This is a genomic window from Streptomyces sp. BE20 (assembly GCF_036322525.1).
GTDB lineage: Bacteria > Actinomycetota > Actinomycetes > Streptomycetales > Streptomycetaceae > Kitasatospora.
This window is the reverse complement of sequence record NZ_JAQYWW010000939.1, coordinates 253,157-266,046: the sequence shown is the minus strand read 5'-3', so window position 1 is coordinate 266,046 and position 12,890 is coordinate 253,157. Positions and strand designations below refer to the sequence as shown.

Below are 12,890 nucleotides of genomic sequence, written 5' to 3'. Positions count from 1 at the left end.
TATTCGCCCGGATCACTCCATCGGTGGAGTGCCGGCGTGGCGGCGGAAGGTCGGCGGGCGCCCGCCCGGACCGGTCCGGCGCCCGCTTCCGGCCCGGTCCGACGGGCCTGCCGGGCCCGGGCCGCCCTGCCCCGCGGGCAGGGCCTTTCGGCCCTCGGCGGGAGAGGGTGCGCAGGTCCAGCATGGTGCGGAGCCAAGGAGGATCCCTGATGAACCGTCTGCGCCACCGGCCGGCCCTCGACGTCCGCGTGGAGATCCGCGGCGAACTGCCGCGCGAGGACGTCGAGTACGCGCGGGCGCGGTCGCTGGCGCTGCTCGCGGACCTCGGACCGGACGCGCACCGCGCGCGTCTCCGGCTCGCCCGGCCGGGCGGCCGTTCGGTGACCAGGCCCGCCGTCGCCCAGGCCTCGGTGGAGCTGGCCGATGTGGGCCGGGTCCGGGTGGAGCTCGCCGCCGTGACGGTGCGGGAGGCGGTCGACCTGGCGCTCGGCACGCTCGCCGGCCGGGCCGTGCGGCTGCGCGAACAGGGGCGGATCGGGCTCGCCGCGGAGCACGAGAGCAGTTACCGCCCCCAGTACGCGTCGCGCCCGCCGGCCGAACGGCGGATCGTCCGGCGGAAGTCGGTTCCGCTCGCCGGCCGCACGCCCGAGCAGGCGGTCCGCGAGATGCTCGCCCTGGACTATCGCTTCCACCTCTTCTCCGACGTGCTCACGGGGCAGGACAGCATGGTCCACCGCCGCCCCGTCGACGGCGGATTCCGGCTCGTCCGGGCCCACTCGACCGTGCGGCTCGGCGGCTCCGGGCTGCCGCTGACGGAGAGCCCGCACCCGGCGCCACGGCTCGACCTGCCCGAGGCCACCCGTCAACTCTGGTTCACGTGCTGGCCTTTCGTCTTCCACACCGATCCCGGGGACGGTCGCGGCCGGGTACTGTACCGCCGCTACGACGGCCACTATGGCTTGATCACGCCGGTAGCGGAGGCTCGTTGACGGGCAGGTAGTGATCGACAACGGCTGACCGGGACACGACCGAAGAGCACCCACGAGCTCAAGACGGGAACTGGGACCATGGACTGCGAAGAAGTCATGCTGACCGTCCGGATCACGGCGGCCGAGCGGGCCCTGCTGCGTGCCCTGGCGCGAGGTCACGGCACCGACGTGTCGGACGTCGTGGTGGACGGACTGCTCGACGTCATCCCGAGCCTGCACGCCCGTTCCGTCCCGTGCTCCCTGCCGGGCCTCCCGGTGGCTCCCGTGCGGCCCGGCCTCCCCGTTCCGCCTGTTTCGCCCGGCCTGCCCGGGGCGAACGCGCGGGCGGGCGCGACGGCTTCCAGATCCTCGACCGCTCTGCCCGTCCCTCCCGGCCTGCCCGGGGAGGCGGTTCCGGGCCTGCTACGGCTGCTCTCCCGGCCCGCTCCCTGTGCGGTCACGCTCTGGCTGCCGGGCCCCGTCGCCGATCTGCTCCCGCTGGTCGGCGAGCGGGTCACCCTGGTCAGCGGGCTGCGGGTGGGCCCGGCCAGTGGGGCGCTGGGCGCCGCGCTCCGGCTCTGGCTGGCCGGCGATCCGGTGCGGCTCGCCGCGAGCCTGGCCACCCTGCACTGCCAGGGCGTCCCCGGGTACGCGGCGCAGCGGCTCGGCGTGGCCGCCTGAGTCCACGTCGGTCCGGGGCGGTCCACGTCGGTCCACGGCGGCGTGGGCCGGTGCCCGGTGGCCCGCGGTGCGCTCCGCCGGGTGCGGCCGGACGGGTGACCGGGTGCGCCGGGGAGCCGCGTGCGGAGCCGGGCGCGTGGTCGGGCGGGCGGCCGGGTGTGCGGCCGGGTGCGGCGTCGGCGCCGGACATCCGACCGGCCGACCGGTCGGATCCGGCCGATTGTGGCCGACCGGGGAACCGTCGGTGACGGTCGCGCCCCGTTCGCGCGGGGTTCGCCGGGCGGTCGCCCGGCGGCGGGCCGGCAAGGCGGCGTGCCGGGGTGGTGCGAGCTGATCAAGTGGCATGTCCTGGGCGGGAAATTTGCTGGTCAGGGCTCTGGCCACGGACCCCGGGCAGGTCTAGCATTCCGGTCACGGCAGCCGGAGTCCGAGGCCCGCGGACGACCGGCAGGGGTGGCCGCCACCTCCCCGCGCCGGGGAGCGCATACCCCCCGAGTGCGCTCCCCGGCATCGCCGTGCGCCGTGTTCACCTCCCGCGCCCCCCGAGAGCCCCCCTCGATCGGCGGCCGCTCGGCCTTCCGCCCTGTCCTTCGCCCTGTCCTTGGGCTCCGCCTCCCGCCCCGCCGGCGACGCTGCCCCGGCGGACGCACCGTCGGACGGTCGGCGGTGCGGGGCGACTCCGGCAGGGCTGCGACACCGCACCGTCGACCGGTCGCACCGCCGGGCGGAGGATCGGACGGCCCGTCGATCCGGCAGGCCGCCCGCGCCGACCGCGGCGCCGGACCCGCTCCCCACCCGCGTCCTCCTCCGGTTCCTCACGGGTCGCGCACGGGAGGGCCGGTGTCGACCGCCCGCGCGAATTTCGAAAGGAGGTTTCTGTTATCGCCTCCGCCCGTTCCGGTCTCCGGAGTGTCGGAAGGCCCGGGCCGCCGCCCCACGCGGTCGGCCGGGTCGACGCACGAGGAGAGGAGACACGCGATGGGGCACCGGAGTACGGAGCTCCGCCGTCGACGGCGGACGCGGGCGGGGAAGCGGACGGTACTGGTGGCCGTGGCGGTCACGGCCGGCCTGGTCGCGGGTGTGCTGGGCATCCGGACGGCGATGGAGCCGGAGGTCGTCCGTGACACCGCCGTGGCGGTGGCCGGTTCGGCCGACCGGGCGGAGGCGGCCGCGGTCGGAGCCGTCGCCGGGGACGGGGATCCGGGCGAGACCGGCACCGCCGAGGGGGCCACCCGGGCGCCCGGCCCGAAGCGCGAGCAGAAGGCCGCGCCGTTGAAGGAGATACCCAAGGACCAGCCGGAGCGAGGCCTGGTCTACGCGGGCCTGGCCCTGCCCGGCGGCGACCGCTGCGCCGGCTCGCTGGAGGTGTCCGGCGGCGACCTCTGCAGCCACGGCCCGGACGCGCCGCCGAAGGACGTGGACATCCGCAAGGACGTTCCGCCGGTGGCCGCCGCCGTTGCCCAGGCGCCGGTGCTGACTCCCGCCCCCGATGCGCAACCGCCTGCGGCGGCCGACCTCCTGAAGGGCGCGACGCCGGTCCTCGACGCCGCGCAGAAGGCGCTGCTGGGCGATCCGGCCGCGGCCGGCGGCTCGGGTGCGGCCGGCACGCCCGCGGCCGGCGCCGCCTCCGCCGTGGTGTGCGAGGGCGACGGCAGCGCCGGGAACCGCGTGCAGGTGGTGTACGTCCACACGCCGGGCAGCGACCGCTTCGCGCAGTACCTGGCCTCCTTCAAGAAGTGGGCCGCCGACGTCGACGTCATCTACAACGCGAGCGCCCAGGAGACCGGCGGTGTCCGGCACGTCCGGTTCGTCACCGAACCCGACTGCTCCGCCTCGGTGTTGAACGTGCAGATCTCCGACGCCGAGATGGCGGACTTCAACACCAGCAACCGCGCGCTCACCGCCCAGGGCCTCAACCGCAAGGACCGCAAGTACATGATCTTCGCCGACGCGAAGGTCTACTGCGGGATCGGCACCTTCGCGGGCGACGAGCGGCCGGGCCAGGACAACCTGAGCAACTTCGGCCCCTCGTACGGCCGGACCGACGCCGGCTGCTGGGGCGGTCACACCGCGGCGCACGAACTCGGCCACAACCTGGGCGCGGTGAGCAACAGCGCGCCCAACTCCAGCAAGGGCGGCCACTGCGTCGACGAGTGGGACCTGATGTGCTACTCGGACACCCCGTACTACCCGGCGATGCGCACGGTCTGCCCGGACAACGCCAGTGACATGCGGCTGGACTGCCGGCACGACGACTACTACCACACCAGCCCGGCGGCAGGCAGCTACCTCGCCACGCACTGGAACGTCGCCAGCAACCGCTTCCTGATCGCCGGCGGTTCCACCGGTCCGAACCCGGACCCCGGACCGACGCCGACCCGCACGCCGACCCCGACCGCCTCGCCCACCTCGACGGCCTCGCCCACCCGCAGCCCGTCCCCGACCGGCACGCCCACCGGCACGCCGACGGGCTCGCCGACCGGCACCCCGACGGGTTCGCCGAGCCCCACCGGCTCACCGACCGCGAGCCCGACCGGCGGCCCGACGCCGACCCCGACGGCCACCACCACCGGGAGCCCCTCGCCGACCGCGACCGGCAGCCCGTCCCCGACCGGTACGGCGACCCCGACCGCGACCGCGTCACCCACCGCCGGTACCGCAGGCCCTGATGTGACGATCAGTCAGATCACCCAGTCCTCCGTCATGGTGAGCTGGTCCGCGGTGGCCTCCGCGAGCGGCTACGACGTGCTGCTCGACGGCCGGACACTCGGCACCGTCCGCTCCACCGCGGTCGGCCTGGTCCGGCTCGCGCCCGGTACCTCGTACACCGTCGCGGTGGCCGTGCGGGACGCCGGCGGCACGGTCTCCAAGCCCGGCCGCCCGGCCACCTTCCGCACCCCGGCCGACGCCGGCCGGCCGCAGCCGGGCACCCGCTACACGATGGTGAACGGGCTCACCGGCCAGGCCGCCGACCTGTGGGGCAGCTCGCTCAACGACGGCACCGTGGCCATCGCCTACCAGCGCACGGGCTACGCCAACCAGAAGTGGACCTTCGAGGACGCGGGCTCCGGCGCGCTGCGGATCAAGTCCGCCCGCTCCGACAAGTGCCTGCAACTCGGCGGGGACCCGGTGGCCGGGCAGTACCTCGCGCAGCGGGCCTGCTCGGACACGGCGGGCCAGAAGTGGCGGTTCACCCCGTCGGGCGGCGGGTTCACCCTGAGCGCCGAGGGCTCCACGCTGGTCCTCGGTGTCAGCAACCGCTGGTACTACGGCGGTTGGCTGCTGGAACTGCAGAAGCCGAACGGCCAGGCCTACCAGTCCTGGGCGCTGCAGAAGGCCTCCTGACGGAGCCGGCCTCTTCGACGGGGCGGGCCTCCCGACCGGCGGGCCTTCCGGGGCGCGCCGGCCCCCACCGGGACGGCCGCCCCGACGGAGGCGCTGCTCCCCGGGAGCCGTCCCCGGCGGCCGGTCCCGCCGGTTCCGCCCCGCCCCACCCGCCCCGGGTCCGGTCGCCACCAGTACGGCGGCGGCCGGACCCGGGCCGTCCCCCACGAGGAACCTGCCATGCGTACCCGTCCGTTCGCCGCCGCCGCCCTCGCCGCGGCGGCCGTGCTCGCTCCCGCCGCCGTCCCCGCCGCCGCCCACGGCGACACCGTTCACCTGGAGGTCGCCGGGCAGGAGGGCGGGCACGTCACCGCCGTGGCGACCTGGGAGAACGACCACGACCCGGTCACCGAGGAGTTCGCCGGAACGCTCTCCGCGACCTCCGCCGACGGACGGACCGCCGGACCGTGGCGGCTGGTCGCCGTCCCCGGCCGCCCCGGTGCCTACACCACACGGGAGTTGCTGCCGGCCGGGCACTGGCGGATCACCGTGGACTGCGCCTTCCCCTCGCTGGGGCACGGCGAGCGCGAACTCGACGTCGAGGCGGCGGTGATCTCCGACCCGACCCTGCCGGTCCCCACCGGTTCACCCGCGGCCGCGCCCACCACCGCACCCACGGCCGCCACCGTCCCCGCGCCGCCCGCGAGCGCCACGCCGGTCACGCCCGCGAGCGCCACGCCGGTCACGTCCGCCGTCCTGCCCGAGCGCCACGACGCGGCGAACCCCGCGGACGCCGCCGGAGCCTCCGACGCCGCGACCTGGGCCGCCGTCGGCACCGCCGCCGCGGCCGTCGTCCTGGTCGCGACCGGCTTCCGGCTCCGCCGCCGCGCCCGGCGTTCCTGAGCCGGCCGTCGCGTCCGGTGGCCGACGGGCCGGACCCGCACCGCGGCAGGGACCGCGAGGGCGAGGGAACCACCGGGCGCGAACGGGCCGTCCCCACTTCCATCGGGCGCCGACGGGGTGTCCGAACGGAAGCCAGGGAGCGTTCGACCATGCGGAAGGTCCTGATCACCGGCGGTGCGGGCTACATCGGCAGCACCGTCGCGTCCGCCCTGCTCGACCGGGGAATCACGCCGGTCGTACTCGACGACCTCTCCAAGGGGAGGGCGGAGTTCGTCGAGGGCCGGGTGTTCTACCGGGGCGACATCGCCGATCCGGAGCTGGTCGACCGGATCTTCGCCGACCATCCCGAGATCGACGCCGTCGTGCACTGCGCCGCCCGCATCGTCGTCCCCGAGTCGGTCGCCAGGCCGCTCTTCTACTACCGCGAGAACGTGGGCAAGACCGTGGAGCTGCTGGAGTCGCTCCAGCGCAACGGCTGTACCCGGGTGGTGTTCAGCAGCTCCGCCTCGATCTACGCGCCGACCCCGGACGGCCGGGTCGACGAGGGCTGTCCGGTCGACGCGAGCAGCCCCTACGCGCGGACCAAGCAGATGATGGAGCAGGTCCTCCAGGACTGGACGCGCGGCGCGGGCGCCGAGGAGCTGCGGGTCATCGCGCTGCGCTACTTCAACCCGGTCGGCGCGGACCCGCAGCTGCGCACCGGCCTCCAGGACCTCCATCCGAGCCACGCGCTCGGCAAGCTGATCGAGGCCCACACCGCCGGCATCCCGTTCACGATCACCGGTGTGGAGTGGGACACCCGGGACGGTTCCGGTATCCGCGACTACATCCACGTCCAGGACGTCGCCGAGGCTCACGTCGCGGCGCTCACCCGTTTCGACGAGGTGATCAAGCCCGCCGCCACCGACCGGTACCGCGTCATCAACGTCGGGACCGGCGACGGCACCACCGTCCGGGAGCTGGTCACCGCCTTCGAGCAGGCCGTGGGCGCCGAACTGGACGTCCGCGAGGCCGATCCGCGCCCCGGTGACGTGCTCGGCTGCTACAGCGACGTGACGGCGGCGCGCGAACTCCTCGGCTGGGAGCCGCGCCGGACCATCGCCGAAGGCGTCGCGGACGCGCTCGCCTGGCGTGCCGTGTGGATCGCCAGGACGGCCTCCGCCTGACGCGGTCCGGGCCGGGACCTCGCGGCAGGGGTCCCGGCCCGGTGGCCGTCACGCACGGCCCGTGCGTGACGGCCCGTGCGCGACGGCCCTACTCCGCGGGCTTCTTGGACTCGTCGAGACCGCGGATGAAGTCCTTGGCCTTGCCGGTGGCGGTGTCGATCTTGTCGCTGTACTTCCCGTCGGTCTTCCCGTCGATGACGTCGGCGACCTTGTCCAGGCCCTGGCCGATGGCACCGCTGTGCTCGCGGGCGAGGTCGGTGGCCTTGTCGGCGATGTTCTTCAGGTTCTCGAACATGATGGCGTTTCTGCTCCTTCAGCGCGGTTCGCGGTCATCCTAGCCGCCGCTGACCTGGCGGTTCGTCGGTTTCGGTGACCGGGTAGGAGGTGTGCGGATGACTTTGCGGGGGTGGGTTTGTATGCTCCAGGTCAGTTCTACAGGATTGTAGAAGTTGGCTCGCGGGCGCGGCGGAAGGGTGTGGGTCATGGCCGGACAGGTGGCGGGGACCTCGTACCGGGAGGTGGGGACGCGCTCCGGCAGCACCGCCGGGACGGCCCGACGCCCGGATGCGGCGGGCGTGGAGGACACCGCGGGCGCGCAGGACGGCCGGGCCGATCGGACCGGCGGTGGTCACCGGGCGGTCGCGCGGCGGGAGGCGCGGCGGGCGGCGTCGCGCCGGCCGCGCGGTCGGGGCGGCGCAGCCGTCTCGGCGGCGGTCGGGCTGCCGCTGCTCGGCGCGACGGCCGCCGAGGCCGCCGGTCGGGGCGGCGGTCCGCTGTTCGCGGCCGGAGCCGTGCTGGGCGCCGCTGCGGCGGCCGCACTCTGCGGCGGGGCCGGGGGCTGGTGGGTGGTCACGGCCGCGCCGCCGGTGGCGCTGGCGTCCCGGGCGGCCACCGCCTACCTGGCCGACCGGGACGCGTACCAGGGGAAGGCGCTCGCCTCGGCGGCCGTGCGCTGGGTGGTCGGCGCGTTCCCCGTGATGGGGGCGGCCGCCGTGGCCGCGCTCCTGGTCCTCGCCGTGCGGGCGGTCCGCGCCCGGCGCACCGGCCCGGCCCCGGACGGCCGGGTCGCCCGCGACCGGCGCCGCAGACGCGGATCCCGCCCCGATCCCCGCCCTGATCTCCGCCCCGGCGGCGCCCGGCGCTCCGGCTCGGGTGCCCGCGAAGCCGGGGCCCGGGGCACCCGAACTCCCGACCGGAGGAACCGTCGTGGCTGATCCCCGCACCGGGCCGCTGACCGTCGTGGGCCGCGCGCTCGCCGCCACCGTCTCGGCGGCCGTGCTCGGCGCGAGCGGCCTCGTCTGGTACGAGTACCGTCAACTGGACGGCGGCATGGTCAAGTCGGGGGCGCTGGCGGAGGCGCGGAGGAACGCGCCGCCGCGCCTCGACAGGTCCGTCAACCTGCTGCTCATCGGCCTCGACAGCCGCAAGGACATGGACGGCAACGACCTTCCCAAGGAGTTCGTCGAGGAGGAACTGCACGCCGGGTCCAGCGAGATCGGCGGGTACAACACCAATGCCCTGATCGTCCTGCACATACCGGCCGACGGCGGCAAGGTGACGGCGCTCTCCGTCCCGCGCGACGACTACGTGCAGACCGTCGGCGCGGACGGCCGGATGCACAAGATCAAGGAGGCGTACGGCATCGCCAAGGGGGCCGCCGAGCAGCGGCTCGGGGGCAGGGGGCTCTCCAGGTCCGAGCTGGAGCGGCAGAGCCGGGAGGCGGGCCGGTCGGCCACCGTCCAGACCGTGCAGGCGTTCCTCGGCGTCCCGATCGACCACTTCGCCGAGGTCAACCTGATCGGCTTCTACGACATCGCCAAGGCGGTCGAGCCGATCCAGGTCTGCCTCAACAACCCGGTCGACGATCCGATCGTGGCCCGGACCGCCAACCACGAGGGCGGCGGTACCGGGCTCAGGCTGCCCGCCGGCATCAGCTCGCTCGACGCTCGGCAGGCGCTCTCCTTCGTCCGTCAGCGCCACCACCTGACCAACGGCGACCTCGACCGGACCCACCGCCAGCAGGCCTTCCTCTCCTCGGTCGTGTACAAGCTCAAGCAGCAGGGCGTCATCGGTGACCTCGGGCAGCTCCAGCGGCTGTTCGACGTGGTGAAGAAGGACGTGGTCATCGACGACCGGTGGAACCTGCTGGACTTCGCGCAGCAGGCGCCCGACCTGACCGGTGGCAACGTCGAGTTCAACACCCTGCCGATCACCGGGTTCAAGAACATCGGCGGCCAGGAGGTCAACACCGTCGACCCGGAGCAGATCAGGCGGATCGTCAAGCAGCTGTTCGGCCACGAGCCGCCGCCCCCGGCCCCGGCCGCGGCACCGGCACCCGCCGCGGGGCCGGCCGGCACGTCGACCGCGCCGGAGACCCCTGCGCCGCCGGCGAAGGAACGGGCCACCGTCGATGTCTACGGGGTGAGTGCCGCCGCCGCGTCGGCGGAGTCCGAGGCCCTCGCCGAACTCGGCCATCCGGTGGGGAAGACGGCCGTGAGCCCGGCGGCCGGGCGGGCGAAGGCCACCACGGTCGGCTACGGCACCGGCGCGAAGGCCGAGGCCGAGCGGGTCGCGGCCCGCTACGGCGTCACCCCCACGGCCTCCGCCGCCGCTCCGGCCGGTCACGTGGTCGTCACGCTCGCCCGTACCTCCGGCGCGACGCCCGGCCCCACCTCCGGTGCCGCGCCCGGTGGTTCCTCCGCCGGACCGGCACCCGCGGGCACCCCGGCCGCCGGATCCGCCCCCGAACCGCCCATGCAGGGCCCCGCCGTGCGGGCCGGTGGCATCCCCTGCGTCGACTGAGGACCCCGGTGCCGGGGCGCTGCGCGTCCGGGCGCCCCGGGAACCGCCGGGAATCCGGGGGCGTCTTCCGACGGAGTCGAGGGGCGGGAGTGACGCATGGGACGGACGGTGCCGGGCCCGGGCCGGTGGGGCCGCGTACGACGGGTGCTGAGGGGACTCTGCGCCGCCGCACTCGCGGTGCCGGCGGGCCTGGTCGTGGTCCGGCTGGCCGGGTGGGACGACGGTACGGCGCTGTCGCTCGTGGTGGTCGGCCTGCCGCACGCTGCGCTCGGCACGCTCGTGGTGCTGGGGGCGCTGCTGGCGCTGCGCTCGTGGTGGGCGGTGGCGGTCGCCGGGCTGCTCGTCGCCGTGCAACTCTGCTGGCTGGTCCCGAGGTTCGTACCGGACGGCGGTTCGGTCCCGGCCGACGCGCCACGGTTGCGAGTGGCGACCAGCAACGCCTACATGGGGCAGGTGGACACCGCCGAGCTGGTCCGGCTGGTCCGTGAGCAGCGGGTCGACGTGCTCGCGGTCGAGGAGCTGGGCCCGCGTGCCGCCGCCGGGCTGGACCGGGCGGGCATCGCCGAGGTGCTGCCGTACCGGGAGGTGCGGCCCGGCCGGGACACCGCCGTCTACTCGCGGCTCCCGCTGACCCCGCTGGACGGTGCGGCCTCGGCGGCGGCCCGTGACCAGGTGGCCGTCGACGTGGCGGTCGGCGGTCGGACGGTCCGGCTGACGGCGGTGCACACGTACTACCCGCTGGGTGACGCGGGCCGCTGGGCGGAGGACTTCGACGAGCTGCGGGCGGCGGCCGACGGCGCCACCCGCAACGCCGTCCTGCTGGGCGACTTCAACGCGAGCCTCGACCACGCGCCGATGCGTGACCTGCTCGGCACGGGTCTCACCGACACCCATGCCGAGCTGGGTCGCGGTGGCTCGCCCACCTGGCCGGAGTCCAACGCGGACTTCCCCTACCTGTGGCCGGTGATCCAGATCGACCACGTCCTGCACGGGGACGGGTTGCGTGCGGTGTCCGTGGCGGAGCACACCGTCCGCGGCGCCGACCACCGGGCGGTGGTGGCGGAGCTGGCCGTCACGGGCTGACGCGGCCACCGGTGTCCGCCGGCTGCCGCCGGGTGGTGAGCCGCCAGTGGACGAGTGCGAGCAGGCTGATCAGGCTGCCCAGACCGCACACCGCCGTCCAGCCGCCGTGCTCGTACACCAGGGTGGAGGCGATCGCGCCGAGGCCGCAGCCGGCCGAGTAGAACAGCATGTAGCCGGCGGTCAGCCGGCTCTGCGCCTCGGGCCGGACCCGGTAGAGCAGGTGCTGGTTGACCACGTGCACGGACTGCAGGCCGTAGTCGACGACCACCAGGGCGAGCACCAGCCACCACACCGAGTGCGGCAGCAGCACGGCCGGCAGCCAGGAGACCAGCATCGCGGTGAGCCCGATGGCCAGGGTCCGTTCGGCGTGGCCCCGGTCGGCCCGGCGCCCGGCGCGGCCCGCCCCGAGTGCGCCGGCCGCGCCGGCCAGGCCGAGGAGCCCGATCTCGGTGTGGCTGAGGTCGAACGGCGGGGCGGCGAGGGGCAGCACCATCGGCGTGAGCAGGACGGTGACGGCCGTGAAGGTCAGCAGCGCGAGCCCGGCGCGGGCCCGGAGCACGGGCTCCTGGGCGAACAGGGTGAAGACCGAGCCGACCAGCCGCAGGTAGCCGATCCGTTCGGGGCGGCGCCGCCCGGCCGGGACGACGGCCGCCAGGACGGCGGCCATGACGCCGGTGGCGACGGCGGACACCACGTACACGGCGCGCCAGCCGGCCAGGTCGCCGATGGCGCCGGCGACGGTCCGGGCGAGCAGGATGCCGATTACGATGCCGCTGGTCACCGTCCCGACGATGCGGCCCCGGTCGGCGGGGTCGGCGAGCGAGGCGGCGAGGGCGACCACCACCTGGGCGACCACGGCGAGAACGCCGACCGCCATGGACGCGAGGAGCATCAGCGGCGCGGAGGGGGCGAGGGCGACGGCGCCCAGCGCCACGACCGAGAGCCCGAGCTGGCCGACGATCAGGGGCCGGGGCGCGAGGCGGTCCCCGAGGGGCACGAGCAGCAGCAGCCCGACCGCGTAGCCGACCTGGGTGAGGGTGCCGACCAGGCCGATCGTGGAGCGGCCGATGCCGAGGTCGTCGGCGATCAGGTCGAGCAGCGGTTGGGAGTAGTAGACGTTGGCGACGGCGAGGCCGCCGGCGACGGAGAACAGCAGGGCGATGGCGGGGGAGAGCCGACGGGCGGGTGCGGAGGGGGCCGCAGCAGCGGCCGGAGCGGAGGTCCCGCGGGCGGTGCGGGCGGTGCGGGTGGTGTCGGGAGGGACCACGTGGACGGCTCCTGGGGGCGGGCGGGGGCCCGGACGTGGCCGGGCCCCATGCGGTTTCAATGTGCTACCACGCCACCCTGGCACAGTCTGGTTTCAATAAGCAACCGCATGGGGATCCGCTGGTCGCGCGCTAGGGTTGCACGGTGAAACCCCGCCCCCGGGCGGAGGGAACCGCAGGTGAGAGGAGGCGCGCGTGCCCAGGCGCACCACGCACGAGGAGTCGTCCTGCCCGGTCGCCCGGCCGCTGGACGTCGTCGGCGACGGCTGGACGCTGCTGATCGTCCGCGACGCCTTCGACGGGCTGAGCCGGTTCGGTCAGTTCCAGAAGAACCTCGGACTGGCGAAGAACATCCTGTCCGCCCGCCTCGCCGGCCTGGTCGCCGGCGGGGTCTTCGAGACGGCCCCGGCCTCCGACGGCAGCCCCTACCAGGAGTACGTGCTCACCGAGAAGGGGCGCGCGCTGTTCCCCGTCGTCACGGCGCTGCGCCAGTGGGGCGAGCAGTACTTCTTCGAGAGCGACGAGCCCCGCGCCCGGCTGGTGGACCGCGTCGACGGCGCGCCGATCGCCCCGATCGAGGTCCGGGCGGCCGACGGCCGGATGCTCGGTCCGGACGACGCCGAGGTGCTGTTGCCGTAGCCCGGAACGAGGCCCGCCGTCGCCCGCCCGGTCGAGGGGCGGGTGACGGCGGGCCTCCG

The 12,890-nt window shown here is 75.2% G+C and carries 11 protein-coding genes; 9 read left to right on the top strand and 2 right to left on the bottom strand.

The window, feature by feature from the left end:
• Positions 1 to 209 precede the first annotated feature (209 nt).
• From PUR61_RS23145 to galE, 5 genes are all read left to right on the top strand, one after another.
• Positions 210 to 989, top strand: coding sequence for a sigma 54 modulation/S30EA ribosomal C-terminal domain-containing protein (locus PUR61_RS23145; protein WP_329881269.1), 780 nt, complete (start codon positions 210 to 212; stop codon positions 987 to 989).
• A 78-nt stretch (positions 990 to 1,067) separates the two neighbouring features.
• Positions 1,068 to 1,649: a hypothetical protein gene (locus PUR61_RS23140; RefSeq protein ID WP_329881268.1), complete on the top strand. Its 582-nt coding sequence runs from the start codon at positions 1,068 to 1,070 to the stop codon at positions 1,647 to 1,649.
• Between the two features lie 978 nt (positions 1,650 to 2,627).
• Complete coding sequence (locus tag PUR61_RS23135) at positions 2,628 to 4,994, top strand: RICIN domain-containing protein (protein ID WP_329881267.1); 2,367 nt, start codon at positions 2,628 to 2,630, stop codon at positions 4,992 to 4,994.
• A 219-nt stretch (positions 4,995 to 5,213) separates the two neighbouring features.
• The gene (locus PUR61_RS23130) at positions 5,214 to 5,876 is read left to right on the top strand and encodes a hypothetical protein (RefSeq protein ID WP_329881266.1); all 663 of its coding nucleotides are present in this window, start codon (positions 5,214 to 5,216) and stop codon (positions 5,874 to 5,876) included.
• Between the two features lie 149 nt (positions 5,877 to 6,025).
• A complete protein-coding gene (gene galE / locus PUR61_RS23125; RefSeq protein WP_329881265.1) occupies positions 6,026 to 7,042 on the top strand; it encodes a UDP-glucose 4-epimerase GalE in 1,017 nt (338 codons plus the stop codon).
• An 88-nt stretch (positions 7,043 to 7,130) separates the two neighbouring features.
• On the opposite strand, the gene PUR61_RS23120 is transcribed toward galE, so the two are convergent.
• Positions 7,131 to 7,337: an antitoxin gene (locus tag PUR61_RS23120; RefSeq protein WP_329881263.1), complete on the bottom strand. Its 207-nt coding sequence runs from the start codon at positions 7,335 to 7,337 to the stop codon at positions 7,131 to 7,133.
• A 187-nt stretch (positions 7,338 to 7,524) separates the two neighbouring features.
• On the opposite strand from PUR61_RS23120, the gene PUR61_RS23115 reads away from it, so the two are divergent.
• The 3 genes from PUR61_RS23115 to PUR61_RS23105 all read left to right on the top strand — a co-directional run bounded on the left by PUR61_RS23115 (position 7,525) and on the right by PUR61_RS23105 (position 10,927).
• Positions 7,525 to 8,256: a DUF6542 domain-containing protein gene (locus PUR61_RS23115; RefSeq protein ID WP_329881262.1), complete on the top strand. Its 732-nt coding sequence runs from the start codon at positions 7,525 to 7,527 to the stop codon at positions 8,254 to 8,256.
• Positions 8,249 to 9,844 (top strand): LCP family protein, encoded by a 1,596-nt coding sequence (locus PUR61_RS23110; protein ID WP_329881261.1) that lies wholly within the window; start codon positions 8,249 to 8,251, stop codon positions 9,842 to 9,844. Before PUR61_RS23115 ends, PUR61_RS23110 begins: the two co-directional genes overlap by 8 nt.
• 144 nt (positions 9,845 to 9,988) lie before the next feature.
• Complete coding sequence (locus PUR61_RS23105) at positions 9,989 to 10,927, top strand: endonuclease/exonuclease/phosphatase family protein (protein WP_329881260.1); 939 nt, start codon at positions 9,989 to 9,991, stop codon at positions 10,925 to 10,927.
• On the opposite strand, the gene PUR61_RS23100 is transcribed toward PUR61_RS23105, so the two are convergent.
• Positions 10,917 to 12,194 carry an MFS transporter gene (locus tag PUR61_RS23100; protein ID WP_329881259.1) on the bottom strand — a complete coding sequence of 426 codons (1,278 nt, stop codon included), beginning with the start codon at positions 12,192 to 12,194 and terminating at the stop codon, positions 10,917 to 10,919. The genes PUR61_RS23105 and PUR61_RS23100 overlap by 11 nt on opposite strands.
• Before the next feature lie 193 nt (positions 12,195 to 12,387).
• Here PUR61_RS23100 and PUR61_RS23095 point away from each other — a divergent pair, with 193 nt between their 5' ends.
• Entirely contained in the window at positions 12,388 to 12,831 is a 444-nt protein-coding gene (locus PUR61_RS23095) for a winged helix-turn-helix transcriptional regulator (RefSeq protein WP_329881258.1), read from the top strand.
• Positions 12,832 to 12,890: the final 59 nt, after the last annotated feature.

What these genes read in the sequence shown, in the direction of transcription:
- PUR61_RS23145 (WP_329881269.1), top strand. Translation starts at nt 210, where the DNA reads ATGAACCGTCTGCGCCACCGGCCGGCCCTCGACGTCCGCGTGGAGATC.
- PUR61_RS23140 (WP_329881268.1), top strand. Translation starts at nt 1,068, where the DNA reads ATGGACTGCGAAGAAGTCATGCTGACCGTCCGGATCACGGCGGCCGAG.
- PUR61_RS23135 (WP_329881267.1), top strand. Translation starts at nt 2,628, where the DNA reads ATGGGGCACCGGAGTACGGAGCTCCGCCGTCGACGGCGGACGCGGGCG.
- PUR61_RS23130 (WP_329881266.1), top strand. Translation starts at nt 5,214, where the DNA reads ATGCGTACCCGTCCGTTCGCCGCCGCCGCCCTCGCCGCGGCGGCCGTG.
- galE (WP_329881265.1), top strand. Translation starts at nt 6,026, where the DNA reads ATGCGGAAGGTCCTGATCACCGGCGGTGCGGGCTACATCGGCAGCACC.
- PUR61_RS23120 (WP_329881263.1), bottom strand. Translation starts at nt 7,337, where the DNA reads ATGTTCGAGAACCTGAAGAACATCGCCGACAAGGCCACCGACCTCGCC.
- PUR61_RS23115 (WP_329881262.1), top strand. Translation starts at nt 7,525, where the DNA reads ATGGCCGGACAGGTGGCGGGGACCTCGTACCGGGAGGTGGGGACGCGC.